Source organism: Mycobacterium sp. Soil_C_30, from assembly GCF_057656995.1.
Window position 1 is genome coordinate 366114 of record NZ_JBDGJH010000002.1, and the last position, 26595, is coordinate 392708.

Genomic DNA, 26595 nt, shown 5'->3' on the forward strand with positions numbered 1-26595 from the left:
GAGTTGGCATTCGGTGACAGCAGCACCTAGGTGAGCCGATGATGCTGCGTTGCAAGGCCGTTAGCGGGTCACGTTAGCGCAGCAGTGCACGGCGGAAATCCCGCACCGCCGAGGAGTTGGACAGCCTCGGTGGTGACTTCCATGGCTACATCGGAGGCGAAGCACTTGGATGCGGCTGAGATGAATCAGAGGTTGGCTTCCCGCGTTCGGCTCGCGCCGCCACGACGTACACCATCAATCGTGTCGCCCCGACCTTCATCGCCACATCGGCGTGCATGGAATATCCGCCCTGGAAGCTGCTGATTGCGGTACCGAACTGTCTGCGATCCTTGGTGCATGTGATCGTGGAACCCAGCGCGCCGTGCGTGACGCCTACCGCTTGAGCGCCGATGGTCGGGCGCGTGTGGTCGAGTGTGGCCGGGGCCGTCTTGAACCGCGCGCCGAGCTCGCTGATCATTCGATCACCTGGGATGCGGCGGTTCTCGAAGAACAGCTTGGTGATGGGGCTGCCCTTGATGCCTAGCTCTCTTTCTGTCGGCCCTACGGTGAAACCGTCGTCATCAACGCACCACGAATGCCGAGATCCCGCTTGCTCCTCGTTCGGGATCCGTCTCTGCCCCGGGTGGTCCTTACATTTGCTACCAAAGATTCTGAATTTCAATGGATTTCGCGGGTCGTCAGCGTGGTCTCTGCTACGAATTTGAGGATGCACTCGGCGAATTCGTCGGGTTTCTCGATCTGCGGCGCGTGCCCGACACCAGCGAACAGTTGCGTCTGTGCGTGGGGGAGCGCGCGCTGCGCGGAAGCAAGATGGTGTGGCGGCAGGACCTTGTCGCGGTCTCCCCACATGATCAGTGTGGGTCGTGGGTGCCTGGCTGCGCTGGCCAATAACTCGCTACGCCAGCCGGATTTCACGCCGCGCCAGGTGGCGAGGCCGCGGGCGACCTGGAGCATGGTAATGCCCGCGCCAGGCTGCTTTGCGATGGCCAGCGCATGGTTGATGCGATCTCGGGTGGCTAGTGCAGGATCGGCATAGATCATGCGTTCGGTGATCAATGCGCCGGCCCGTGTCGTGAGTCGAGTCATGAGTTCGCCGACCACGGGTATGGTGAGCAGTCGCACGGTCAACGCCACATCGGATCCGAAACCAGCGGAGTCGACCAACACCAGACTGGCCACGCGGTGGGGCTCTAGGGCTAGAACCTGAAGTGCAATCGCGCCCCCGAGAGAGTTACCGACAATGTGCAACGGCCGTAGCTCTCCGATAGCCCGGACGGTCTCGATCACACTGACTGCCAGTGCTTTCAAGGTAGCGGGTTGTGGTAGAGCAGCGGAGAAACCGAAACCAGCGACGTCTGGAGCGATGAGTCGATGATCGGTGGCAAGGCGTGGGTATTGTGGTGCCCAGTCCTCCAAGCTGCGACCGATCCCGTGCAGCAGCAGTATGGGCGGATCGTCCGGGTTTCCTTCGAGGCGAACGCGGGCGCGTCTGCCGCCGACTTCGACTATGGCCGGCGTTGTCATACGGCCGCTGTTTCGACGGGAGGTTGCACGGCCGTGGCCACGGTGTTCTTGGTGAAGCTCAATGCCGGATCATCGACCACCCCCAGTAGCACGCGGTCAAGTGAATAGTCTTGTTCGGCACTCCACGGGGCGTTTGTCCCGCGCTGTGGAAACAGATGTGTGGACCGGGTGAAGTATCCCGACGACATGTCGATATAGGGACGGTGTGTGCCTTCGTGTCCGTCGGAAACCGGGGTGACGGTGGTGTATCCGTGACGGTCCATGTGAGCCAGTAGCTGGCACACGTAGTCGGTGACCAGATCGACTTTGAGGGTCCACGCATTGTTGGTGTAGCCGATGACGAACACGAAATTCGGAATGCCGCTGAGCATCACTGACTTGTGTGTGAGGTGGTTGTGGGGGTCGATGTGCCGGCCGTCGACGTTGAGGTCGATCTTGCCGAACGGCACCATGTTCAAGCCGGTGGCTGTCACGATGATGTCGGCGGGCAGTTCGTGGCCCGATTCGAGCAGTATTCCCGTTTCGGTGAACCGCTCGATCCGGTCGGTGACTACCGAGGCCGCGCCCCGAGAGATGGCCTTGAACATGTCTGAGTCGGGCACCATACACATCCGCTGGTCCCACGGGTTGTATTCGGGATTGAAGTGCGTGTCAACGGGATAGCCCTCAGGCAGTGCTCGGGTATTCGCCCAGCGGACCAGACGGCGTACGAGCTTGGGATAACGTTGGCTTGCGCCGTAAAGAAGCTGCATACGCCTGATATTGATCTTGCGGGTGATCGTCGATGCGGTGGTGTCAGGAAGCACTTTGCGAAGTCCATGGGCGATGGGATCCTGGCGGGGGATGGGCAGCACGTAGGAAGGTGACCGCTGCAGCATGGTGACGTGCCTGGCCTTCGTTGCCATCGCCGGGAGCAGGGTCACCGCGGTGGCACCGCTGCCGATGATCACGACGGTTTTTCCGGTGTAGTCGAGGTTTTCAGGCCAATGCTGGGGGTGGATGATCAGTCCGCCGAAGTCGTTGCGGCCTTCGAAGTGGGGGGTGTAGCCCTTGTCGTAGTCGTAGTATCCGGACGCTGAGACGAGCATGTTGCACGTGACGTCGAACTGGGCGCCATCACTCGTGCGCTCCATGGTGACAGTCCAGCGTTCCCGTTCCCGCGAGAAGTCCGCGCGCAGCACTTTGTGGCCAAGGTGCAGGTGGGGGGTCAAGTTGTATTCGGCGATCGTCTCGTAGAGGTAGTCGAGAATCTCATGGCCGTTGGCCAGGGCATTGTCTTTGGTCCACGGCCTGAAGCCGTAACCAAAGGTGTACAGGTCCGCGTCGGATCGGATACCCGGATATCGGAACAGGTCCCATGTTCCGCCGATCGCATCGCGGGCTTCGACGATGGCGAAGGTGCGGCCCGGTTGTTGTCGCTTCAGTTGGCATCCCAGCCCGATGCCAGAGATTCCCGCTCCTACGACCAGCACGTCGACGTGATCTAAAGCGCTGCGGAGACGATTAGGTGGGGTCACGGGCGGTGCCTTTCACTCAGTGCGTGTTGTTGTGCTTGAGGTCACAACGTAGGCCTCTGGTCGGGTACGTCGCTCGTCGAACGACACCAAATTCCCCGTTTTCGTTGTTGTCGGATCACAAGGGTGAGTACATTCCAACAGCGTGGAAGTGCAGTGGTTGCCGGTCAAAGAACCTGAGGCGCAGCGGGTGTGGCGAGATGTGTTGCGGCCGGTTGCTGCGCAGCTGCGTACTGCAGCCTCGGAGCTGGCTGCCCAACTCGTCGACTTTGCCAAGGCCAAGATACCCGCGACACTGCCCGATGCTCAGACTGTTCAAGAAGCGCTGGGTAGCACCGAGGAGAGTTTGCGGCAATTGGCCCAGATCATCGAGGTCGCCGCGGACCCGGCACAGGTTGCCCTGCCGCCATCGACACTGGCAATATTTCGTTCGGCGGTGTGGCGGAATCTCCCTTCCACCGACTACACCAGGTTCTATCGTCTGGCCCAGGATCAGCTGTGGCAGTGGCTCTTTGACACGATCACGACAAGCACTCGCGACCCCGACGATCGAGAATTCGCGGTGAGACTAGCTACGCTCTGGCTGTTCGCCTTTGTTGATAGCGCTGTAACGCGCGCCAACCAGGCTTACGAGGAGGAACGCGAGACGTGGCTGCGGGGCGCAGCCGCGACACGCGCAGTCGTTATCGAGGACATTCTTGGCGACCGTGAAAGAGACAGTTCGGCGGCCTCGAGACGTTTGCGGTACGAACTCGCACGACACCACATCGGGATGATCGCCTGGGTTGATCACCTGCCGGATAATGGTGACGCATTGTCGGGCCTAAGCGCCGCGGTGGCCGAAGTGTCCCGTGTTGCGGGGGCTGAGCACAACATCAGCCACCCCACCGGGTCGCTGGCGCTGGGGGCCTGGCTCAGCAGCCGCCGACCTTTTTCCGCCCATCTATTGACGGCATTAGATTCGCAGAGACAGACGGTAAATCTGCCTATAGGTGTGCACGTCGCAGTGGGGGAGCCTGGGTACGGTCTCAAAGGCTTTCGACGGACCTTCGTTCAGGCCGGCCACGCCCGCCGAGTGGCTTCATTGACAGCGCACGATGGCATTTCAGTCACTCATTATCGAAAGGTTGCGGTCGCCGCTATGTGTACCAGCGACCTCGATCATGCGTCGGCTTTTGTCGCCTCGACACTAGGGCGCCTGGCCGAGGACGATGAAGCTACCTACCGCCTCGCAATCACCCTGGCAGCCTATCTCAGAGAGGACCGCAGCCGGACCCGCGCCGCGGCTCTGCTCAGAGTGCATCCCAACACCGTGAGTTACCGCGTCCACCGTGCCGAAGAACTTCTGGACAAGACTGTAAACCGCGACTCACTCGATCTGCAGGTTGCACTTACGCTGCTTCCCGCAGTCCGTGAACTGCTGCACGAGAGCGGAGAGCGCGGGCATATCTAGTGGGTGCGTAGTTCTTTTCGGAGGATCTTGCCGGAGGCCGATTTTGGAATGGTGTCGAGGAACTCGACCTGTCGCACCTTCTTGTAGGGGGCCACATGCCCGGCAACGTAGGCGATGACCTCGTCTTCGAGAAGATCAGAGTCGGGGGCACGGACCACGAAGGCTTTGGGTATCTCTTCGCCATCATCGTCAGTGACCCCGATGACGGCGGCGTCAGCAATGGCGGGGTGGGTCAGCAGCAGTGCTTCAAGTTCTGCAGGAGGGACTTGGTACCCCTTGTACTTGATGAGTTCCTTTAGCCTGTCGACGATGTAGACCCGGCCGCGGTTGTCGACCTGAGCCAAATCACCGGTGTGCAGGAATCCGTCTTGGTCGATTGTTGCCGCTGTGGCGGCGTCATTTCCGAGGTAACCGGTCATGACGTTGGGACCCTTGACCCACAGCTCGCCAGGTTCGCTTCGGCCCGAACTGGGTGCCGTGATCTCGCGTCCGGTGGCCGGATCGACAATTTTATTGAGTGTGTTGGCGATGGGCCACCCACACGAATCGAGCGGGGCGATCTCGCCGAATTGTGTATATCCGCCATCAATTGGCATGAAGTGACTGACCGGGCTCAGTTCACTCATCCCGTAGCCCTGGATCACTTGCGTGTCGAGTCGTTTCGCCACGGTATTTCCGAGCGCGGCGTCGAGCGGGGCAGCGCCCGACACCAGAGCGCGCAACGACGACACATCGAACTCGTCGACCAGGGGGTGTTTGGCCAGGGCTACTGCGACCGGTGGCGCGATGAATCCATAGGTGACACCGTATTTTTGAATCGCATCCAAGAACTCGACTAAACCAAACCGCGGCATCACGATCAGTGTTGCGCGTTCGATCAGCGCAGCGTTGAGCAGCATCGTCATTCCGTAGATGTGGAAGAACGGTAGAACTGCCAGTACCTTGTCGTCCGGGCCCAGTCCGAGCAGCGGCCGCACCTGCGAGACATTAGCGATTAGATTGCGGTGGCTGAGCATCACGCCCTTGGGGACTCCGGTAGTTCCAGAGCTGTAGGGCAATGCAGCCAAATGGGTCGCGGGATCGAAATCTAGCTGCGGCGCTATAAAATTCGCCGCCAGCAGGTCATCAAGGCTGGGATGGCCGCATGCGGCCGTGCCATCGCCGTCGAGGACGATCAAATCCTCTGGGGTCATCCCCGCCGTGCGGGCAGCCTCTGCCGCCGGCGCTAGCAGCCCGCCGACCGTGATCAGGCACGTGGCACGTGAATCGATGAGCTGTTTGGCAATGTCTGCCGATGTGAACAGTGCGTTGATCGTGGTCGCTGTGGCGCCATTGCGGAGAATGCCGTGGAAAGCCGCGGCGAACAGTGCTGAGTTCGGGGCAAGCAGACCCACCACGTCGCCGACGCGGACGCCGCGCGCCGCCAGTCCAGCGGCGATACCGTTGACCTGCTCGACCAATCGTCGGTAAGTCGTCGGGTGTCCGGTCGGAACATCAATGATCGCGACTCGGTCGAGGTCGGTGTCGGTCAGGCCCGAGAACAGGCTGTCGAACACACTCTTGTCGGGTATGGCGATATCAGGGAAAGGGCTAACGATGACCATGCGGGGTTTGAGTATCCATTCATTGGGTCGCCCACTGCTGCACGCGGATACAGTCGTGTCCAGCTGCAGCAGTCACGGGGGAAGCAACAGTGTGGCACATGAAAGCTACGGAATCGGGTTCCAAGAACGCTTGTCCGCCGAGCTCAAAGAGTCCTTGAGTACTTGTGGCGAATGGACAAGTCGGCGTGACGGCGTGCAACTGGCAACACGCACGCGCCGGGCCCGCTGAACAGCGCAGTCCAGCCAGTCATTACAAGGTAATGACCTGATCGGGCGGATTGCCCTCCAGCGCCGTGTAGAGGTCTGGGAAGCAACCCACACTCACCCCGGGCACCGTGCCCTTGGGCGCGACGCCGCCTGGGCCCCCAGGCGTGCCCTCGGCCAACCCGCGTTCGACCGAACATTGATCGCACATCATCAACAACATGCCGCGTTCCTGGGCCACTTTCGACAGTCGTTCGCCAATTGGATCGCCGGCGCGAAGAACATAGGTGTTGTCGTCGAAGAAGAACATGCCCACAACGTCAGCCCCGTGGCCCTGGGGATACCCACTGCGCCCTTCGAGCTGGGGCAGGATCATCTTGCCCAGTTTGTAACTCGCGGTGTGTCCAGAGGTTGAGAACACGTAGGCGACCTTCATGTACTTTCCTTTCTTCGGTGGCGGTGACTGTCGGCCTGCTCTGCCGCAGGAACCAAAACGAATCGCCGATCAGCCGTAGGTGAGGGCGATTCGCTGAGAATCGACGCACACATCGATCTCAACTGCGTTCTCGGCAACGCGCCGCCATGTGCTGCTGGCGCGCCCGTCGATCGTCATGGTGAACTCGCCTGAGATGTCTAGCGTGTCGACAGAGAAGGCCGTTCGATCACCCTGCCGGGTCGGTGTTGCGGCGTAGGTATCGATTTCAAGAGTCTTTTTGGCTGCGTCATGGTGGGTTCTGCGGATCCCCATGGTGGGATAGTCCACCCCGCGGAGGGTGGGCTCCTCGTGGATGGAAAGGTTCGGAGAATTGAAGACTCGCGCCCACGCTCCCGGTTCGGCACACTCGATCATTGACAGCGTCGCGTTGAGCTGCCCGCGGGGCCACAGCGAGTTTTCCTGAAACCAGAAGGCGAACCGAGAGTTGCTCTCCCCGAAGAACTTCGGCTCAAATTGTCGTTCGGCCACCTCGCGGAGCCGATCCCATGTGGTGGCGTCGCCGAGTTCGCGGGCCATCCACAGTGCAGTTGACAGTAGTTGGGGGTCATCAGCGAGCTGGACGACGGGCACCTTGGGGTTGTTCCAGCCGAGTTGGCGCATAGCCGACTCGTAGAGGTCGATTCCGAGTTGCTCATCCTGGGGTGACAGATAGTGCAGCAGAATGAGGGCGCTATAGGCATTGACTGTCCCAGGGAAGGTCATCGTCGCGTCCTCGATTGGGTCGTAATAGAAAGCAACCCAATCGATCCTGCCCTTGCGGTCGCGCCCCATGTAGTGTCTTTGGGCGTACCTCATCCAGTCGCGGAACGACTCGTTTACCGATGTCCCGAGGACAGCGTCGTACAGCTGTAGACCGAGGCCGGCAGCGCTCATGCAGAAGGGCCAGATCTTGGTGTTCTCACAGTGTGCACCCTGCGGGCGCGCACGCAGCTGGTCGGAAATGAACCGGGCCATTCGCTCGTGAGTCCATGTGAATTGACGATTCTGATATCCCGTGACCTGAAACTCGTCAGTCTCCGAGGAGGAGCCGGAGATGTAGCGTCGAATGCTCATCAGCAGCGTCAGCCAACCACGGTAGAACAGGTTTCCGTCGCAGCCGATCGGGTCGGGTTGCAGACCCCAGGGCTCAACACCGTTGCCCGTCCAGCCCGGCAACGCATAACGACCTCGTAGGTGCTCCGGTGCGACCGTCAGCCACTCCGGGGGATAGCGATCGACGTTGGGATCAGGACCGATCAGTGTATTCCAGTCCACGGCACCCCAAAATGACTGGTATCTCCCGATCAGCTCATCAAGGATTCGCACGTACCCCTCACGCCAAGCGGGTGTGCACTCCATCATCATCGGAAGCACATAGCCCATCTCGGCGATGTCGAACCGGGGGAATGCGCACATCGGTGGCTCGCTGTAACGATCCCACCACGGGTGCGGCTCACCTTGGTCTGACCAGTCGTCGGGTGTGGTGGCCTTGTCCCACATGAAGCGCAGCCAGCCGAGGCTGCGCTCATTGAGACCCGTTGCACGGGTACTGGTCGTCCACTCGTGAAGTGGCTGTTGCGGCTGCGTTGTGCTGAGTCGGTTCAGTTCGGCCGCGTCAGCCATCAGGGCTCCAAAACAGGTTCATCGGTGGCCGAACGCACCTGGAGCAATGTGGCTCGGGCCCGCCACGCCGCGGTCCACTCCGGATCGAGCCGGATCACGCTGGGCTCTATGATAATTCGCTCCACACCACACGCAGCTGGGTCGTGTGCGAGGTAACGGCCGGGCAGTTCCGACCGCGGCCCAGCTGGTCGACCGCGCTTGAAGAACATGCGCGTCAATCCGTGAAACCACAATAGGACGAAGGCGCTACCGTGGAGCTGCACCGAGCCGTCATGCAGACCGGTCACAACTCGATCGACTGTCTTGGCCGAAGCGAGTGTACGGATAGCCTGGCTACTGGTCTTGAAGTGGACGGCGCACTCGGGATTCTGGACTCGCCCCCCCTTCGACACAACGCGACGGTGTGTCGCGTCGAAAACCCAATAGCGACTTACGCGCGTGCCGGCGGAAAGCTCGAACGTGAGCGACTTTGTGATCTGCGCTCGCAATCTCGGCAGGTATCGCGACCCCGATGTCATGACCGTTCCGAGGGTCCAAAGAGTCACGGTGAGGAGCATGTCGCTCATTGGGCGATTCCAGGAAACTCGTCGCCAGAAGTATTGGGTGACAACCTAATACGTGCGGAGGTGGGCTGTAGGTGTTCCACCAAGAAGTCGCCTTGCTCGGAAACCAGCTTCTCGAAAGCGGATCCCACATAGAACTCGAAGTGTCCGTAATCGTATGTCCGGACATCGGCGGCTGGAATCCCGCTCAGGTGGCGACGTGTCGGACCAGCCGGTGCCACGGTGTCGGATGCACTGACGCAGATCAATGATGGAACAACGAGGCGGCGAGCCACACGCCCAGGTCGGTAGGGCAGGATGCTCAGCACGGACCGAGCTGCTGCCTCGTTACGCCAATGGTGACCTGCCGGCACGAGGGCTTGCATCCCGTCGAACGAGTCCGGCGTACTCATCAAGGCGACGACATTCATCTGCCCTGCGACCGGTATCGACACCGGCGGTTTTCTGCGCAACGCCGCCACGAGATCTGCGACCACCGGGGCAATCAGCGCAAGCGCGCGTCGTGGGCCCAGTGCCAGTGCGGACGCCAGCCCATCGGTGAAAGGACATTGGGCGACCATCGCGATGAGGTCCGGGTGACGGGCGGCCGTGACAAGCGCATGACCGCCGCCGAGCGAACTACCCCAGATGGCGACCCGCGTCGAATCAATCTCCGGCCGAGTACGCGCGTAGTCGATGGCGGCATCCCAGTCCTTCAACTGCTGCCTCATCGATAACACCTGGCGGGGGTGTCCGCCGCTGTCGCCGAGCCCACGGTAGGTGAAAACCAGCGTAGCCAGGCCCCTTGCGGCGAATCGTTCCGCGTAGCGGTCAAGCCCCAACTCACGAGTCGCGCCGAGCCCGTGCCCCATCACCACGCCAGGAACGGGCGAATCAGCGCTTGCGCCGGCCGGCAAGTACAGCCATGCGGCACACCACGAAGGACCCGATGTGAAGTGCACGGTCTGGCGCGTGACACCGTGCTTGCCGACAGACTCGATACTGTTGGATCCCAAGGAAGTTGGTCCTCCAGTTGCACGGCCGCGCGCGCGGGCGGCCTCCAACCCGCCGGTCCGGTAAACCGGCAATTCCCCGTCTCGGGCGGTTTCGCTGAGGTAGTCGAGCATGATGGCTTGTGCTTCGGCCTGAGGCAATGACGCAAGGAATTCCGCCCGCTCATGCCGCAGGCCGGCTTGGAGCCCCCTGGCCTCGCCCACCTCGACGGCCCGCTTGATCGCGGCGATGGCCGAGACCGGACGACTTGCCAGCACATTCGCTAGCGCGACCGCTCGTGTTACCACTTCGGGCTGAGCCACCACCTCGTCGACAGCGCCCAAGGCGAGCGCCTCGTCCGGCGACAGCCCAACTCCGTCCAGCATCAATCGCCGAGCACGATGGGATCCGACGAGCATCGCCAGTCGCTGGGTGCCGCCGGCGCCGGGGGCGAATCCGAGCAGTACCTCCAAGTGTCCGATCACGTGGGGGCCATTGGCCATCACTCGGGCGTCACACGCCCAGGAGATTTCGGCTCCCAGCCCGAGCGCCGACCCGTTGAGCGCTGCGACGAAAACCGTGGAACTCCTGGACATCAGGCGCAACGTCTTGTGCATCTGGTCGAGTTGCACAGCTCCCTGGATCGGGGTTCGACGCGCCAGCCACCTGGTGATGGGGTTGGAGTTCATCAACGAGGCCAACCACACGACGACCGACATCACTCGCCAACCCAGCGGAGGGACAACCGCACCGTCGCGCTGCAACCAGGACAGATCCGCGTGACTGACGAATCGATCCGGCTGTGACCCCGTGAGGACCACGGCCCGAATGCTCGGGTCACGGTGTGCCCGTCGAACCAAAGCAGCCAAGTCACCGGCCTGTCCGCGGCTGAACAGGCCGTGCGGATCGGTTTCGAGCCGGGCTACGAGCACCCCGTCCTCTCGAAGCTCCACCCTGATCGACCGCAGATCTGCAGCCGATCGCGTTAGTAGAACTTTGTTACACATGGTGGCGACTGTAGTGTTACCGATCACAGCTAGCAACCCCCGATGTCAGTGCTGCAACGATGGACCGCCATGGCAGATCATCTCCCCTCGCCGCGGCTCAGTCGGGCTGCGGCCGTCAACGCATTGGTGCGTGCGGCAACCGACCTCTTGGCGCAGGAGGGCCCTCACCAACTCAAAGCGCGGACAGTCGCCGCGGCCGCCGGAATGTCAGCCAGCGCTGTGTACCACCACCTTGGTGGACTTCCAGAACTGCTACAGGCCGTCGTGGACCTCGGCTTCGCAGAACTTGCTGACCGATTCGTGCGAATCGGCAGTACATCCGATGCAGTAGCAGATCTGTTCGAGCACGCTCTCACGATGCGGCACTTCGCACAGGCGAACCCGCACCGCTACGACCTCATGTTCGGACTATCCACGCGCGGCACCTACCGTGCATGGCAACCCGAGCGCCGTGGCGGCCAATCTGAAATGTTCCGTGACGCCTACGATCAACTTGTCGCAGCATGCCGACGAGTACTCAGCGAGCATCCCTATGACTCTGGCGATCCCGGATCCCTGGCGGACCAGCTGTGGTGCTGTGTGCACGGATTCGTGACGTTGGAGATGGGTGCGCATCTTGGCGAGAACTCGGTCGAAGGGGTGCTGAAACCGATGACCGTCAACGTCATCTCCGCCTTCGGGTTGCCACGTGACGCTGTGGAGAGGTCTCATACTCGTGCCCTCACACGTTTGGGAACCGACCTCTGAGGTTGAATGCCAAACTGCCAACTGGATTCGGGTGTGCAAGTTCGACAGACCGGTGAGCAAGACCCCGGGAGGGGAAGCCAAAGTCGGTGGAGGCTGCGCTCACGTCTGGGCAGCTCCGAAGTGACGCAGCGCAGGGCGGTCGCAAACCTGCGATCACCAGATCAGCGCGTCCGAAGATCCTTACGCAGGATCTTGCCCGACGCCGATTTCGGTACGGCGTCGATGAATTCGACCCGTCGCACCTTCTTGTAGGGCGCCACGTGCGAGGCGACGAAGTCCATGACCGCGGTCTCGTCCAGCGAGGCGCCGGCCTGTTTGACGACGAACGCTTTCGGGATCTCTTCGCCGTCGTCATCGGTGACACCGACCACGGCGGCGTCGGCGATATCCGGGTGGGTCAGCAGCAGCGCTTCCAACTCCGCGGGCGGCACTTGATAACCCTTGTACTTGATCAGCTCCTTGAGGCGATCGACGATGTACACGCACCCGTCGGAGTCGACACACGCCATATCGCCGGTGTGCAGAAAGCCGTCGGCGTCAATGGTTTCCGCGGTGGCTTTGTCGTTACCCAGATAACCGGCCATCACGTTGGGACCGGAGAACCACAGCTCCCCGGTCTCGCTGCGCCCCGACTCCGGAATCCCGATCTCGGCGCCGCTGGCCGGATCGACGATCTTGCTGACCGCATTCGGCACGGTCCAGCCGACCGAGCTCAGCGGTGCTGTCACTCCGATGGACTTCTCGCCACCATCGAAGGGCATGCAGTGGCTCACCGGTGAGAGCTCCGACATGCCATAGCCCTGCACCATCCGGCATCCGATCCGCTTGGCTACGGCGTGGCCCAGGTCCTCGTCCAGGGGAGCCGCCCCTGACATCACGACCTTCAGCGACGACAGGTCGAACTCGTCGACCACCGGGTGTTTGGCCAGCGCGACGGCCACGGGCGGAGCGATGTAGCCGACGGTGCAGCGATGATCGGCGATGTTGCCCAGGAACGCCTGAAGATCGAACGACGGCATCACCACCAGTCGTGCCCGCGCCCGCAGAGCGGCGTTGAGCAGCACCGTCATTCCGTAGATGTGGAAGAACGGCAGCACGGCGATGATCACATCGTCGGAGGTGATGCCCTGGATGGGGCTGAACTGCGCCACGTTGGACACCAGATTGCGGTGAGTCAGCATGACGCCCTTGGGATTTCCCGTCGTCCCTGAACTGTAGGGCAGTGCCGCCAGGTGGGTGGAGGGATCAAAACTCACGGTGGGCGCGTCGGCGCCGGAGGCCAGCAGGTCGTCGGCGCTGGGGTGGCCGCCCGAACCTGCGTCCGCCTCACCGGGTCCGTCGAGCACCACCACCTCGCTGGGGGACAGGCCCGCGTGCGCGGCGCCTTCGGCGGCCTGGGGCAGCAGCGCCGACACGGTGACGAGCATCTTGGCGTGCGCGTCGGTGAGTTGCTTGGCGATGTCTTTCGCGGTGAACAGCGCGTTGATGGTGGTGGCGGTGGCACCGGCGCGCAGGATGCCGTGGAAGGCGATCGCGAATCCCGAGCTGTTGGGTGACAGCAGGCCCACCACGTCGCCGACGCCGATCCCACGATCGGCCAGTGCACCGGCGAAGGCGTCGACTCGCGTCACCAGATCGCGATAGGTCAGCTCGGCTCCCGTGGGCGCATCCACCAGCGCCACCCGATCGGCGTCGGACTCCGACAGGTCGCCGAAGAGGTAGTCGTAGACGCCGGTGTCCGGAATCTCGACCTCGGGGTAGGGGCTGGCAAATGTCACGTCGCTCCTTTGGTTTCGAGTTGGTGGATCAGCTTCTTGGTGGCCACGAGCCGGTACGACGTGTCGATCAGTTCGGCCACCTCATCCCAATCCGGGCCCGCATCGGCTCTGTCTGCGGTGAGATCCAGACCCAGCCACCCCGAGGGGCCCAGGTACATCGGATAGAAGAACCGCGAGTCCTGCTCCAGCGCGGGGCGCTCGGTCTCGCTGGGCTTGATCAGGATCGAGTAAGGGTAGGTCACCTGCTCGCCGGTGGCCTTGGAGCTGCCGCCGTACCAGACGAAGCTCTTGTTCGCGTAGAACACCGGCCGGCCGTGAGAGATCTTCTCGAACGCTCCCGGGAATCCCAACGCGATCCGCCGCACATCCGCCAAGCCGAAATCGTCATCGCGAAACATGATCGGATGCGGCATGCAGCCCAGGTTAGCCAGGCCGCGATCGGTGTCGGTCCGTTTCGCTAACGTGAGAACGTGAGCTCACCCGAGACAGCGCCAGATCCAACGACGGAAGCCGACCACAGCGCTGCCGACTTGCGCAGGCAGTGGCAAGAGCTGGCCGACGAGGTGCGCGGTCATCAGTTCCGCTACTACGTCCGGGACGCGCCGGTGATCTCCGACGGCGAGTTCGACACACTGCTGGGCCGGCTCGCCGCGTTGGAGGAGCAGCACCCCGAGCTGCGCACTCCGGACTCCCCGACGCAGCTGGTGGGCGGGGCGGGTTTCGCCACCGAGTTCGGGGCTGCCGATCATCTGGAGCGCATGCTCTCCCTGGACAACGTGTTCAACGCCGACGAGCTCGCGGCCTGGGCCACCCGGGTGCGCACCGAGATCGGCCCGGAGGCGCATTACCTCTGCGAGCTGAAGATCGACGGCGTGGCTCTGGCGTTGGTGTACCGCAACGGCCGGTTGGAGCGGGCGGCCACCCGCGGTGACGGGCGCACCGGCGAGGATGTCACCCTCAACGCCCGCACCATCGAGGACGTTCCGGAGCGACTGACCGAGAATCCCGACTATCCGGTGCCCGACGTGCTGGAAGTGCGCGGTGAGGTCTTCTTCCGCGTCGCCGATTTCGAGGCGCTCAACGCCAGCCTGGTCGAGGAGGGCAAACCGCCGTTCGCCAACCCACGTAACTCCGCCGCCGGGTCGCTGCGCCAGAAGAATCCGGCGGTGACGGCGCGGCGCAAGTTGCGGATGATCTGTCACGGCCTGGGGCACGCCGAGGGATTCAATCCGCCCTCCCTGCACGACGCGTACCTGGCGCTCAAAGCCTGGGGCCTGCCGGTGTCCTCGCACACCGTGCAGGTGCAGGGGCTCGAGGCGGTACAGGACCGGGTGACGTACTGGGGTGAGCACCGCCACGATGTCGAACACGAAATCGACGGCCTGGTGGTCAAGGTCGACGAGGTGTCGCTGCAGCGCCGCCTCGGCGCCACGTCACGAGCGCCGCGGTGGGCGATCGCCTACAAGTACCCGCCCGAGGAAGCCACCACCAAACTGCTCGACATCCGGGTCAACGTCGGTCGCACGGGCCGGGTGACGCCCTTTGCCTACATGGAGCCGGTGAAGGTCGCGGGCTCCACGGTCGGACTCGCAACGCTGCACAACGCGTCGGAGGTCAAACGCAAGGGCGTGCTGATCGGTGACACGGTGGTCATCCGCAAGGCCGGCGATGTCATCCCCGAGGTGCTCGGCCCCGTCGTCGACCTGCGCGACGGCTCCGAAACCGAATTCGTCATGCCGACCCACTGCCCCGAGTGCGGCACCCCGCTCAAGCCGGCCAAGGAGGGCGACGCCGACATCCGCTGCCCGAATTCGCGCTCATGTCCCGCGCAATTGCGTGAGCGGGTGTTCCATGTCGCCGGCCGGGGTGCTTTCGACATCGAAGGTCTGGGCTACGAAGCCGGTATCGCCCTGCTCAAAGCCGGGGTGATCACCGACGAGGGCGACCTGTTCACGCTCACCGCCGACGACCTGTTGCGCACAGACCTGTTCACCACCCAGAAGGGTGAGATCTCGGCCAACGGTAAACGGCTGCTCGCCAACCTGGACAAGGCCAAGTCCCAGCCGCTGTGGCGGGTGCTGGTCGCGCTCTCCATCCGGCACGTCGGCCCCACGGCGGCGCGCGCGCTGGCCGGCGAATTCGGCAGCCTGGATGCCGTCATCGAGGCCTCCGAGGAACAGTTGGCCGCCACCGAGGGGGTGGGTCCCACCATCGCCGCCGCGGTCAAGGAGTGGTTCACCGTCGGCTGGCACTGCGCCATCGTCGAGAAGTGGCGACAGGCCGGGGTGCGGATGGCCGACGAGCGCGACACCAGCATCGAGCGCAACCTCGAGGGCCTGTCGATCGTGGTCACCGGGTCGCTGACCGGCTTCTCCCGCGACCAGGCCAAGGAAGCGATCCTGCTGCGCGGCGGTAAGGCGGCCGGCTCGGTGTCGAAGAAGACGGCCTACGTGGTGGCCGGTGACGCTCCCGGGTCGAAATACGACAAGGCGGTGGAGCTCGGGGTGCCCATCCTCGACGAGGACGGGTTCCGGAAGTTGCTGGAAGAGGGGCCTGACGTTAGCCAGGACGGCTGATGGGTACGCCTAGGCGAGCATGAGTACACCTACACGACTCGACAACGCCGCACTGCAGGACGCCAACCGCACCGTCGACGCCATCTCCCGCGCGTTCTCCGCGAAGGTGGTGGGCCAGGATTATCTCCGGGAATCGCTGCTCATCGGGTTGCTCACCGGCGGGCACATCCTGCTGGAAGGGGTGCCCGGACTGGCCAAGACCACCGCGGCTCGCACCATCGCCGAATCCATCTCGGGTGGATTCCGGCGCATCCAGTGCACACCGGACCTACTGCCCAGCGACATCATCGGCACCCAGATCTACGACTCGTCCTCGCACGTTTTCACCACGCAGCTGGGCCCGGTGCACAGCAATATCGTGTTGCTCGACGAGATCAACCGGTCCAGCGCCAAAACCCAGAGCGCCATGCTCGAAGCCATGGAGGAGCGCCAGACCACCATCGCCGGCGTGAATTACCCCATCCCGCAGCCGTTCCTGGTGGTCGCCACGCAGAACCCGGTGGACCAGGAGGGCACCTACCCCCTGTCAGAGGCGCAGACCGACCGCTTCATGCTCAAGGAGGTGCTTCGTTACCCGAGTCCCGACGAAGAGGCGGAGATGATCTTCCGCATCGAGGCCGGGGTATACGAACGTACCGAAACTCCCAGGGCGGTGGTCACTCTCGACGACATCCGGCGTGTGCAGAACACCGTGCGCGGTGTTCACATGGATCCCGTACTGGTGCGCTATGTCAGCGAGCTGGTGCACGTCACCCGCGAACCACGACGGTTCCTTCCCCAGCAGCTGGGGCGGCTCGTCGAATACGGCGCCAGTCCACGCGCCACGATCGCCTTCTGCCGGTGCGCCAAGGCGCAGGCGGTGCTGTCCGGACGCGGTCATGTTCTGCCCGAGGACATCCGCACCCTCGCCCACCGGGTGCTGCGGCACCGGCTCATCCTGGGTTTCGAGGCGGTGAACGTCGACGTCACACCCGAGGCGGTGATCGACGCGGTACTGCAGACCGTCCGAGTGCCCTGACACAGCTCATGGGCAGGCACCTCAACCGCGCTAAATCACACTTCGGCACCGACACCCGGGGCCTCCTCGAGGGCGGTCGCTACGCGCTTCTGCACACCCGCAGCCTCGAACTCGACGAGTTGCGGCCCTACGTGCCCGGTGACGACGTCCGCGATATCGACTGGAAGGCGTCGGCGCGCTCGGGTGAGGTCCTGATCAAGCGGTTCGTCTCCGAGAAACATCACAAGATCCTGCTGGTCGCCGATGCGGGCCGGAACATCACGGCGCTGGCGCCGAGCGGGGAGTGCAAGCGCGACATCGCCGCCAACCTTATGGGTGCATTCGGGGTGATCGCGATGGGCCGCAGTGACGAGATCGGCCTGGTGTACGGCGACGATCGTGGTTCGGTGACCGTCCGCAGCCGTCGCGGTGAGAACCACATCGAGAGCATGCTCGAGCGCTACTACAGCCACAGTGCCGACGGCGCCAGCGACATCGTCGCGCAACTGGAGTATGTCGCCCGCTCGCACCGCACACGGCTGTTGCTGGTGGTGGTGTCCGATGAACCCGACGTCACGCCGGGATTGGAGAAAGCGCTGCAGCAGCTCTCCGGCCGGCACGAGGTGTTGTGGTTGCTGATCCCGGACATGTCTGCCGTGGGCGCCGACGATGACCGGGACGGATTCGACGTCGCAACAGGGCGTTTCGTGCTCGGCGAGGCGGCGTTGGGGCCTCGGGTACTGGCGGCCTACCGCGCCGCTGAGCAACGCCGCGTAGCGAACCTGGACGCCTTCCTCACGGCCAACAGAGTGCGGTTCGCGCGGATCGCGGCGAGCACCGATATCCGGTCGGAGCTGGTTCAGATCAGTGAGGCGTATCGGCATGCCGGCTGAGGATCTGCTGCGTTTCCTCGGAGAACCGTTGACGTACTCCCGGTGGTGGCTGGTGGCGGGTGTGTTGGGCATCGTGGCCGTGATCGCATGGTGTATCGGTGTTTACGCCTGGACCGTGCCGGCAAGCCGTTTGCAGCGGCTGCCCGCTGTCGCGGGTATGCACAACTGGCTGGTGCGCAGACGCTTCGAGAACGCGGTGCGGGGAATCGGCGAACGGCACCGAAGCGGGGCGCTGACCGCAGGCCAGGCGTGTGCCGAACTCAGCGCCACCCTGCGCAGCTTCCTCGCCGAGGCCACCGGGACGCCGGCACCATACATGCATGTGAGCGAAATAGCCGTCAGCGGAGCGCCTTTGGTGGTCGCGGCAGCGCCGCTGCTGGATCAGCTCACCACGGCACAGTTCGATCCTGGCGCCGAAGCCGACGTCGCCGCGCTACAGCAGCAGGCCGAGGAGCTGGTCGCGTCGTGGAACTGAAGTGGTGGCCGGTCATCCTGCTGGGCCTGGCGGGCCTCGTCGCCGCGACGGCGGTGGCCTGGGTGGCCCCGTTGGCCACCGACCGGCAACACATGCGCCCCTTGGCCAACCTGAAACGACTGACCACTCTGCCCGAGTACGTCCGGGCCTACCGGGCCTACGTGGTGTCGTTGGCGGCCGCGCTGGTGTTGCTGGTGCTGACCTTCGTCGCCGCGCTGGTGGCCAGTGCACGACCCACCGGGTTACCGGCCTCGACACAGGCGTTCGACGCCGCCCATCCCCAGGACACCATGTTGTGCCTGGGGGAGAACGTCACCGACCCCACCAGCGCGGAGTTCCTCACTCACTATGCGCAACAGGCGCAGTCGTTCGACCGGCAACGGCTCGGACTGACCTCGGAGACCCTTCGGGTCATCCCGTTGACGCGGGATCGCACGTACGTCACCGATCGCCTGCAGGGGCTGGCGAGGCTGGCCCGCATCCAGCAGGACCTCGATGGTGACACCCCGGTATCGGACGCCGACCGTGCGGAGCTGACCGCGCGCGCCGCCGAGTTCTCCCGGTCACTCGACTACACCGACTACACCCGGAGCGTGGAAGACGTTCTGGCGCTGTGTCTGTCGGGTTTCCCCGAGACGGGCAACGTCACGGGTCAGCGTCGCCAACTGGTCTACCTCGGGTACAGCGCATCGGGTGACCCAGCCGACCCCCGCCCGTCGCTGTTCACCGCCGACGCAGTACGGCAACTCGCCCAGGATGCCGATGTGCAGATCAACGTGATCGTGCGCGCCGACGTCATCCGATCCACCCCGCAGGGTAACGATGCACTGCGCTCGCTGGCCGAGTCCACCGGTGGGCGGTTCCAGCTGTACAACCCGTCCGAGGCCGCGTCGGCCGAGCCCGGCATCGACCCAATGCTCCAAAGGCATCTCGACGACATTCGGGACAATCCGCCCGCTGTCGAACTTCCCGACGGCCGGCTGATCACCAGTGACTCCTGGGACACTCCGCAGCCGGCGCTCATCGCCGCGGTACTGGCAGCCGTCCTGCTCAGCCTGACATTGGTGGTGTTACGCCGATGAGCTTCGCTCCGGTGGGTTCACTGACCTTGATCATGGTGATCGGTGCCGTTCTGATCATCCTCAGACTGTTTGCGCTCTACCGTATCTGGGCTCAACCCTCGTCACCGCGGCGCCGCCGCGCGGTGCTGCGGTGGGCCGGCCTCACCGCGGCGGTGCTGCTGATCCTGGCCGCGGCGGCCCGGCCCGGTATGGACGCCGGCCGCGCGGTCGAGGCCAGTGCCGTGTCGACGTCCTCGGCGGTGAACGTATTCGTGGTCGTCGACCGATCCGTCGGTTCCCCGGTACCGCAGATGCGTTCGGACATCACCGCATTGATCGATCAATACCCCGACGCCCGGTTCGCCGTGATCTCGTTCGGCACCCGCGCCACCGTGGACTGGCCACTGTCCGACGACGTGTGGAGCCTGCGGTCGTTCGTTTCCGGGTTGTCGCCGTATGTGCCCACCGTGCCGGATCCGGTGTTGCAGGCCAACGCCTTCGCCGCGCGGGATGTGCTGCGCGCGAAGGCCGACGAGGCCGTCGCCGCGTACCCGGGATCGACCAATCTGGTGTTCTACCTGGGGACCGGCGACCCCGACTCCCTTGTCTCGCGGGGAGAGTTCGACATGACGCCGGGCCTGGTCGCCGGCGGAGCGGTGCTGGGCTATGACACGGGACAAGGTATCGACCAATCCAGGCTCCAGGAGATCGCCGGGCAACTCGGCGTGCCTTATTCGCTGCGGGAAGGTCAGCCCATCGGCGGTATCGCGCCGACACCGGAGACGGCGGCGTCAGGGGAGACGCTGCAGGTGGCCGACCGGCGCGAACTCTATTGGCTACTGACGTTGTTGGCGGCGGCGCTGGTGCTCGCGGAAGTGGCGTTCACGGTGCGTGAGTACCACAAGAACAGGTTGCGGTTATGAGCACCATGTCGACGCGCCGCCGCCTGTATCTGTACTCCGCGCCGGTCTGCGTTCTGGTTCTGCTGATCAGCGTGAAACTGATCAGCGTGGTGATCCTCGGTGACTCGGCGCGCTCGAACTTCGTCAGCCACGACATCGACGCTCTGGAGTCCGATGTTTCCCTGTTGCAGATCGCCGATGTCATCGAACCGGGTACCACCGACTTCGCCGCGGGCAGCCGCGACGTGCTGACCGGCCGGCTTCCCGACGCCGAGCGCCGGTTCGCGCAATCGTTGCAGCACACCGGGATGGAGGAGTCCTGTCCGGTGCGCATCAATCTGGTGCTGGTCCGGGAAACGTTGGGAGACCTGGGTTTTCGTGACGGGAATCGTGATGAGGCGATCCGGGGTTATCAGGAAGCGCTGACAACGGCGCAGGAGGCGCCGCCGAACTGCTTCGAGGGGAATGGCGATCCCGATGAGCAGCGGCGCGCCGTGCGCGCGGACACAATCCCGCGGCTGCAACGCAAGCTGGCCCTGGTGTCCGGGCCCGCCGTCGCCCCGCCGCCGCCCCCACCGGCGGCGGCCCCACCACCACCGCCTGTCGGCGCGCCGGCGCCGGACGACCCCTCGCTCGCCCAACCCGACGAACCAGAACCAGGGCGCCTCGGCACCGGCGACCCGCAGGAGTTGCTGCGCAAGCTGCTCGATGACGCCAACGCGGCCGGCGACAGCCGAGAATGATCAGCGCAGGATCGTTGCGACAATCCCGGCCAGATAGCCCAGCCTGGCGACTTCGGAGGGCCGGAAGTCCGGCCCGCCGGGGCGGCCCAGCATGACGGCGATATTGGGGTCGCCGAGCGGGGCGGCGGCCAGGGTGGTGTCCATGTCGCGCCACACCTGAGGTACCCAGTCGGCGGTGCCGTCCAGGTTCGTCGCATGGTCGAGCGGCAGCCACGGCGCGGACTTGGCTTGGGTTTCCGGGGCGGCCGGGCTGCCCACCACCCGCTCGATGCCGCCGTCGCTGCGCCGGGCCACCGTGCACCAGCCGACCCGCAGCACCCGGGGCGCCTCATCGACGAGCACCTGCAGTTTGGCGTCGCGGCCGGGCGCCGCGGCGATGTGGTCGATCAGTTCCAGCTCGCGGTGGGCTTCCAGGAGCCCGGTGTGCGGGCGAATGCTGTCGACCCGCACTCCGTCGAGTCGCTCGGCGGCGGTGATCAGCATGTCCGGCATGGCGCCGGGCGGCAGGTCCACCACCAGATCGTCGATGGCATAGCCCGAGGTGCGCTCCACGACGTCGAGAGAAAGGATGTCCGCGCCCACCGAACCGAGGGCGACGGCCAGGGAGCCGAGGCTGCCCGGTCGGTCGTCCAGCTGGACCCGCAGCAGATAGGAAGGCACGCGCAACACTGTCGCACAGCCCACCGAGCCGGGCACTCCGGGCGCTGGTCGGCGGGTTTTGGAACTGTAGGCTGGATCCTCGTGTCGCAGATCTCCCGAGATGACGTGGCCCATCTGGCCCGATTGGCCCGGCTGGCGCTGACCGATGACGAGCTCGACAGCTTCTCCGGTCAGCTTGACGCGATCCTCGAGCATGTCAGCAGGATCCAGGCGGTGGACGTCACCGGCGTCGCACCCACCGGAAACCCGCTCACCGAGGTGAACGTGACCCGCCCTGACGTGGTGGAACCCTGCCTGACCCAAGAGCAGGCGCTTTCCGAGGCGCCCCGCGCCGTGGACGGCCGCTTCGCAGTTCCGCAGATCCTGGGAGAAAGCCAGTGAGTGACCTGATCCGCCGGACCGCCGCCGAGCTCGCCGACGGTATCGCCGGCAAGGAGTTCTCGGCCACCGAAGTCACGAGTGCGCACCTCGATCAGATCGAGGCCACCGACGGCGCCTACCACGCATTCCTGCACGTCGCCGCCGACAAAGCGCTGGCCACCGCGGCTCAGATCGACAAGGCCGTCGCCGCCGGCGAGCAGCTGCCCTCGGCCCTGGCGGGTGTCCCGCTGGCCCTCAAGGACGTCTTCACCACCACCGACATGCCGACGACGTGCGGTTCGAAGATCCTGGAGAACTGGATCTCGCCGTACGACGCCACCGTGACGGCGCGATTGCGTGCGGCGGGCATCCCGATCCTGGGCAAGACCAACATGGACGAGTTCGCCATGGGCAGCTCGACCGAGAACTCCGCCTACGGCCCCACCCGGAACCCGTGGGACACCGACCGGGTTCCCGGCGGTTCCGGTGGTGGCAGCGCCGCCGCGCTGGCCGCGTTCCAGGCGCCGCTGGCCATCGGCACCGACACCGGAGGTTCGATCCGGCAGCCCGCCGCGCTGACCGCGACCGTCGGCGTCAAGCCGACTTACGGCACCGTGTCGCGATACGGCCTGGTGGCGTGCGCGTCATCGCTGGATCAGGGCGGGCCGTGCGCGCGCACCGTGCTCGACACCGCGCTGCTGCACGCGGTGATCGCCGGCCACGATCCGCGGGATTCCACGTCGGTCACAGCCGAGGTGCCCGATGTGGTGGGCGCCGCCAAGGCCGGTGCCGCCGGAGACCTCAAGGGCGTCAAAGTGGGCGTGGTCAAGCAGCTCCACGAAGGGGAGGGCTACCAGCCTGGAGTGTTGAGCTCGTTCAACGCCGCCGTGGACCAGCTGCGTGCACTGGGCGCGGAGGTCACCGAGGTGGACTGTCCCAACTTCGACCACTCGATGGCCGCCTACTACCTGATCCTGCCGTCGGAGGTGTCGTCGAATCTGGCGCGCTTCGACGCCATGCGCTACGGGCTGCGCGTCGGCGATGACGGCACGCACAGCGCCGAAGAGGTGATGGCCCTGACCCGCGCTGCCGGCTTCGGTCCGGAAGTCAAGCGCCGCATCATGATCGGGACCTACGCGCTGTCGGCGGGCTATTACGACGCCTACTACAACCAGGCCCAGAAAGTCCGCACCCTGATCGCCGGCGATCTCGACAAGGCCTACCAGAAGGTCGACGTGCTGGTGACCCCCACGACTCCTTCTACGGCCTTCGGCCTGGGGGAGAAGGTCGACGACCCGCTGGCGATGTACCTGTTCGACCTGTGCACCCTGCCGCTGAACCTGGCCGGGCACTGCGGCATGTCGGTGCCGTCGGGATTGTCGCCCGATGACAACCTGCCGGTCGGCCTGCAGATCATGGCTCCCGCCCTGGCCGATGACCGGCTCTACCGGGTGGGGGCGGCTTACGAGGCCGCCCGGGGCGCGCTGCCGACTGCGGTCTGAGAGGGCAGGATAGACGTATGCGCATTGGAGTTCTGACCGGAGGCGGGGACTGTCCTGGGCTCAACGCGGTCATTCGGGCGGTGGTGCGCACCAGCGACGCCCGATACGGCTCATCGGTGGTGGGTTTTCTCGACGGCTGGCGCGGTCTGCTGGAGGACCGGCGGATCCAGCTGGCCAACGACGACCGCAATGACCGCCTGCTCGCCAAGGGCGGCACCATGCTGGGCACCGCCCGCACCAACCCCGACAAGCTGCGGGCGGGCCTCGACCAGATCAAGCAGACGCTCGAAGACAACGGTATCGACGTCCTGATCCCGATCGGCGGCGAAGGCACGCTCACCGCGGCCAGTTGGCTCTCCGATGAAGGGGTGCCCGTCGTCGGGGTGCCCAAGACCATCGACAACGACATCGACTGCACCGACGTCACATTCGGGCACGACACGGCGCTGACCATCGCGACCGAGGCCATCGACCGCCTGCACAGCACCGCGGAGTCGCACCAGCGGGTGATGCTCGTCGAGGTGATGGGACGCCACGCCGGCTGGATCGCGCTGAACGCCGGGCTGGCCTCCGGCGCCCACATGACGCTGATCCCCGAGCAGCCCTTCGACGTCGAAGAGGTGTGCCGGCTGGTCAAACGGCGCTTCCAGCGCGGTGATTCGCACTTCATCTGCGTGGTCGCCGAGGGTGCCAAACCCGCCGAGGGGTCGATGCTACTGCGCCAGGGCGGTATGGACGAATTCGGCCACGAGAAGTTCACCGGCGTGGCGCATCAGCTGGCCATCGAGATCGAGAAGCGGATGAACAAAGAGGTCCGCACCACGGTGCTCGGCCATGTCCAGCGCGGCGGCACTCCGACTCCGTACGACCGGGTGCTGGCCACCCGCTTCGGCGTGAACGCCGCCGACGCCGCCCATGCCGGTGAGTACGGGATGATGGTGTCGCTGCGCGGTCAGGACATCGGCCGGGTTCCGCTGGCCGATGCCACCAAGCAGCTCAAGCTGGTGCCGCAGAGTCGTTACGACGACGCCGCCGCGTTCTTCGGCTGAGTACGGGTTCTGGCTGAGCCTGGAGCCCAAGGTCTGATCACGCGGGCGCCGAACCCCGCCGATCGGCGGGCATTCGCGGTGACGCTCACCGACAAGGTGCGGGCGTTGCCGCCCGATCTCGACAAGCACGGCCGGGCGCAGAAGGTGTCACACAGCCTGGGGATGAGCCCGGGTGTGCACCCGAAGCCGGCCGAGGCCTGAACACTAGACTCGCGGTATGAGTGTCGCCACCGCCGAGCTACTGGACTTCGACGAGGTCATCGCCAAATACGACCCGGTCCTGGGACTCGAAGTGCACGTCGAGCTGTCCACCGCCACCAAGATGTTCTGCCCCTGCTCCACCACCTTCGGCGCCGAACCCAACACCCAGGTCTGCCCGGTGTGCCTCGGAATGCCCGGGGCGCTGCCTGTGCTCAACGAGGCCGCAGTGGAATCGGCGATCCGCATCGGGTTGGCGCTGAACTGCAGCATCGCACCCTGGGGCCGGTTCGCCAGGAAGAACTATTTCTATCCCGATCAGCCCAAGAACTACCAGATCTCCCAGTACGACGAGCCGATCGCGGTCAACGGCTACCTCGACGTGCCGCTGGACGACGGCACCATCTGGCGGGTCGACATCGAGCGCGCCCACATGGAAGAGGACACCGGCAAGCTGACCCACCTCGGCAGCGACACCGGCCGCATCGCCGGGGCCACCACCTCGCTGGCGGACTTCAACCGCGCCGGCGTACCGCTGATCGAGATCGTCACCAAGCCCCTCGAGGGCACCGGCGAGCGTGCGCCCGAAATCGCCCGCGCCTACGTCACCGCGCTGCGGGATCTGTTGCGCGGCCTGGGCGTCTCCGATGTCCGGATGGACCAGGGCTCGATGCGCTGTGACGCCAATGCCTCGCTGAAACCCAAGGGCGCCAAGGAGTTCGGCACCCGCACCGAGACCAAGAACGTCAACTCGCTCAAGAGTGTCGAGGTGGCCGTGCGCTACGAGATGCGCCGCCAGGCCGCGGTCCTGGAGGCCGGTGGCACCGTCACCCAGGAGACCCGGCATTTCCACGAGGACGGCTACACCAGCCCTGGCCGCACCAAGGAAACCGCCGAGGACTACCGCTACTTCCCTGAGCCGGATCTGGAACCGGTGGCGCCGAGCGCCGAGTTGGTGGAGCGGCTGCGGGCGACCATCCCGGAGCTGCCGTGGCTGGCGCGCAAGCGGATTCAGGACGACTGGGGCATCTCCGACGAGGTGATGCGGGACCTGGTCAACAACGGCGCCATCGAGCTGGTGACGGCGACGGTGGCCGCGGGCGCCTCCAGTGAGGCGGCCCGGGCGTGGTGGGGGAACTTCCTGGTGCAGAAAGCCAACGAGGCGGGGGTGGCGCTGGAGGATCTGGCCATCACGCCGGTCCAGGTGGCCGCGGTGGTCAAGCTGGTCGATGAGGGCAAGCTGTCCAACAAGCTGGCCCGCCAGGTCATCGAAGGTGTGCTGGCAGGTGAAGGCGAGCCCGAGGCGGTGATGACCGCACGCGGACTCGCACTGGTGCGCGACGACTCACTGATCCAGGCCGCCGTCGACGAGGCACTGGCCGCCAACCCCGATATCGCCGAGAAGATCCGCGGCGGCAAGGTGCAGGCCGCGGGCGCGATCGTCGGGCAGGTCATGAAGGCGACCAAGGGTCAGGCCGACGCGGCGCGGGTGCGCGAACTGGTGATGGCCGCCTGCGGTCAGGGCTGACCCGCAGGCTCGTACCCGGCGCGCGCTGACCAGGCGGTGCCTGCGGCGGCCGCGGGCACCACGAAACCGTCGCGTTGCGGTGTCGTTCCGGTGATCGCCGAAGCGGACGATGGCTGAGGCTGGTCAGCGTCTCGGCAGCATGACATCCGATTGTGTTGTGAGCCAGGCTGATACCAGCCTCGAACTC

The 26595-nt window shown here is 64.8% G+C and carries 23 protein-coding genes and 1 pseudogene; 14 read left to right on the plus strand and 10 right to left on the minus strand.

Translation table 11 applies throughout. The features are described 5' to 3' along the window. Positions 1 to 95: 95 nt before the first annotated feature. The 3 genes and pseudogenes from AC3A6P_RS04705 to AC3A6P_RS04715 form a co-directional block, all read right to left on the minus strand. Positions 96 to 617, minus strand: a pseudogene (locus tag AC3A6P_RS04705) (acyl-CoA dehydrogenase family protein); the annotation flags it as partial. A gap of 40 nt (positions 618 to 657) precedes the next feature. Beyond that, positions 658 to 1524, minus strand: a complete 867-nt coding sequence (locus tag AC3A6P_RS04710) for an alpha/beta fold hydrolase (protein WP_487689011.1) — start codon at positions 1522 to 1524, stop codon at positions 658 to 660. Further along, the gene (locus AC3A6P_RS04715; RefSeq protein WP_487689013.1) at positions 1521 to 3041 is read right to left on the minus strand and encodes a flavin-containing monooxygenase; all 1521 of its coding nucleotides are present in this window, start codon (positions 3039 to 3041) and stop codon (positions 1521 to 1523) included. Before AC3A6P_RS04715 ends, AC3A6P_RS04710 begins: the two co-directional genes overlap by 4 nt. Positions 3042 to 3183: 142 nt before the next feature. Here AC3A6P_RS04715 and AC3A6P_RS04720 point away from each other — a divergent pair, with 142 nt between their 5' ends. Continuing rightward, on the plus strand, positions 3184 to 4491 hold the full coding sequence (locus AC3A6P_RS04720; RefSeq protein WP_487689015.1) for a PucR family transcriptional regulator: 1308 nt from the start codon (positions 3184 to 3186) through the stop codon (positions 4489 to 4491). Here AC3A6P_RS04720 and AC3A6P_RS04725 read toward each other — a convergent pair. From AC3A6P_RS04725 to AC3A6P_RS04740, 4 genes are all read right to left on the minus strand, one after another. Continuing rightward, the gene (locus AC3A6P_RS04725; protein WP_487689017.1) at positions 4488 to 6095 is read right to left on the minus strand and encodes an AMP-binding protein; all 1608 of its coding nucleotides are present in this window, start codon (positions 6093 to 6095) and stop codon (positions 4488 to 4490) included. The two genes, AC3A6P_RS04720 and AC3A6P_RS04725, sit on opposite strands and share 4 nt — an antisense overlap. Before the next feature lie 250 nt (positions 6096 to 6345). Continuing rightward, a complete protein-coding gene (locus AC3A6P_RS04730; RefSeq protein WP_487689019.1) occupies positions 6346 to 6735 on the minus strand; it encodes a SaoD/DsrE family protein in 390 nt (129 codons plus the stop codon). A 69-nt stretch (positions 6736 to 6804) separates the two neighbouring features. After that, on the minus strand, positions 6805 to 8397 hold the full coding sequence (locus tag AC3A6P_RS04735; protein WP_487689021.1) for a linalool dehydratase/isomerase domain-containing protein: 1593 nt from the start codon (positions 8395 to 8397) through the stop codon (positions 6805 to 6807). A gap of 562 nt (positions 8398 to 8959) precedes the next feature. Then, a complete protein-coding gene (locus AC3A6P_RS04740; protein WP_487689023.1) occupies positions 8960 to 10939 on the minus strand; it encodes an alpha/beta fold hydrolase in 1980 nt (659 codons plus the stop codon). A 69-nt stretch (positions 10940 to 11008) separates the two neighbouring features. Here AC3A6P_RS04740 and AC3A6P_RS04745 point away from each other — a divergent pair, with 69 nt between their 5' ends. Further along, the gene (locus tag AC3A6P_RS04745; protein WP_487689025.1) at positions 11009 to 11686 is read left to right on the plus strand and encodes a TetR-like C-terminal domain-containing protein; all 678 of its coding nucleotides are present in this window, start codon (positions 11009 to 11011) and stop codon (positions 11684 to 11686) included. A 161-nt stretch (positions 11687 to 11847) separates the two neighbouring features. Here AC3A6P_RS04745 and AC3A6P_RS04750 read toward each other — a convergent pair whose 3' ends face one another. Both AC3A6P_RS04750 and AC3A6P_RS04755 read right to left on the minus strand, forming a co-directional pair. After that, complete coding sequence (locus tag AC3A6P_RS04750; RefSeq protein ID WP_487689027.1) at positions 11848 to 13464, minus strand: 4-coumarate--CoA ligase family protein; 1617 nt, start codon at positions 13462 to 13464, stop codon at positions 11848 to 11850. Continuing rightward, on the minus strand, positions 13461 to 13877 hold the full coding sequence (locus tag AC3A6P_RS04755) for an MmcQ/YjbR family DNA-binding protein (protein ID WP_487689029.1): 417 nt from the start codon (positions 13875 to 13877) through the stop codon (positions 13461 to 13463). Before AC3A6P_RS04755 ends, AC3A6P_RS04750 begins: the two co-directional genes overlap by 4 nt. A gap of 57 nt (positions 13878 to 13934) precedes the next feature. Here AC3A6P_RS04755 and ligA point away from each other — a divergent pair, with 57 nt between their 5' ends. From ligA to AC3A6P_RS04790, 7 genes are read left to right on the plus strand one after another with little or no spacing between them, the layout of a single operon-like run. Further along, positions 13935 to 16040: an NAD-dependent DNA ligase LigA gene (gene ligA / locus AC3A6P_RS04760; protein WP_487689031.1), complete on the plus strand. Its 2106-nt coding sequence runs from the start codon at positions 13935 to 13937 to the stop codon at positions 16038 to 16040. A gap of 19 nt (positions 16041 to 16059) precedes the next feature. Then, positions 16060 to 17058, plus strand: a complete 999-nt coding sequence (locus AC3A6P_RS04765) for an AAA family ATPase (RefSeq protein ID WP_487689033.1) — start codon at positions 16060 to 16062, stop codon at positions 17056 to 17058. A gap of 8 nt (positions 17059 to 17066) precedes the next feature. Continuing rightward, complete coding sequence (locus AC3A6P_RS04770; protein ID WP_487689035.1) at positions 17067 to 17930, plus strand: DUF58 domain-containing protein; 864 nt, start codon at positions 17067 to 17069, stop codon at positions 17928 to 17930. After that, positions 17920 to 18405, plus strand: a complete 486-nt coding sequence (locus AC3A6P_RS04775) for a hypothetical protein (protein ID WP_487689037.1) — start codon at positions 17920 to 17922, stop codon at positions 18403 to 18405. Before AC3A6P_RS04770 ends, AC3A6P_RS04775 begins: the two co-directional genes overlap by 11 nt. Beyond that, on the plus strand, positions 18396 to 19487 hold the full coding sequence (locus AC3A6P_RS04780) for a hypothetical protein (RefSeq protein ID WP_487689039.1): 1092 nt from the start codon (positions 18396 to 18398) through the stop codon (positions 19485 to 19487). Before AC3A6P_RS04775 ends, AC3A6P_RS04780 begins: the two co-directional genes overlap by 10 nt. Then, entirely contained in the window at positions 19484 to 20389 is a 906-nt protein-coding gene (locus AC3A6P_RS04785; protein ID WP_487689041.1) for a hypothetical protein, read from the plus strand. Before AC3A6P_RS04780 ends, AC3A6P_RS04785 begins: the two co-directional genes overlap by 4 nt. Beyond that, a complete protein-coding gene (locus AC3A6P_RS04790; RefSeq protein ID WP_487689043.1) occupies positions 20386 to 21111 on the plus strand; it encodes a hypothetical protein in 726 nt (241 codons plus the stop codon). The genes AC3A6P_RS04785 and AC3A6P_RS04790 overlap by 4 nt, the downstream gene beginning before the upstream one ends. Here AC3A6P_RS04790 and AC3A6P_RS04795 read toward each other — a convergent pair whose 3' ends face one another. After that, complete coding sequence (locus AC3A6P_RS04795) at positions 21112 to 21771, minus strand: ACT domain-containing protein (protein WP_487689045.1); 660 nt, start codon at positions 21769 to 21771, stop codon at positions 21112 to 21114. It abuts the gene before it with no gap. Positions 21772 to 21852: 81 nt separating this feature from the next. Between AC3A6P_RS04795 and gatC the strand changes: the two genes are divergently transcribed. The 5 genes from gatC (at position 21853) to gatB (ending at position 26408) form a co-directional block, all read left to right on the plus strand. Then, the gene (gene gatC, locus AC3A6P_RS04800; protein WP_487689047.1) at positions 21853 to 22152 is read left to right on the plus strand and encodes an Asp-tRNA(Asn)/Glu-tRNA(Gln) amidotransferase subunit GatC; all 300 of its coding nucleotides are present in this window, start codon (positions 21853 to 21855) and stop codon (positions 22150 to 22152) included. After that, a complete protein-coding gene (gatA, locus tag AC3A6P_RS04805) occupies positions 22149 to 23633 on the plus strand; it encodes an Asp-tRNA(Asn)/Glu-tRNA(Gln) amidotransferase subunit GatA (protein WP_487689049.1) in 1485 nt (494 codons plus the stop codon). Before gatC ends, gatA begins: the two co-directional genes overlap by 4 nt. Positions 23634 to 23650: 17 nt before the next feature. Next, complete coding sequence (locus AC3A6P_RS04810) at positions 23651 to 24682, plus strand: ATP-dependent 6-phosphofructokinase (RefSeq protein WP_487689051.1); 1032 nt, start codon at positions 23651 to 23653, stop codon at positions 24680 to 24682. Between the two features lie 78 nt (positions 24683 to 24760). Beyond that, positions 24761 to 24883, plus strand: a complete 123-nt coding sequence (locus tag AC3A6P_RS04815) for a hypothetical protein (RefSeq protein WP_487689053.1) — start codon at positions 24761 to 24763, stop codon at positions 24881 to 24883. A gap of 16 nt (positions 24884 to 24899) precedes the next feature. Then, a complete protein-coding gene (gene gatB / locus AC3A6P_RS04820) occupies positions 24900 to 26408 on the plus strand; it encodes an Asp-tRNA(Asn)/Glu-tRNA(Gln) amidotransferase subunit GatB (protein ID WP_487689055.1) in 1509 nt (502 codons plus the stop codon). The last annotated feature ends 187 nt before the right edge of the window (positions 26409 to 26595 follow it).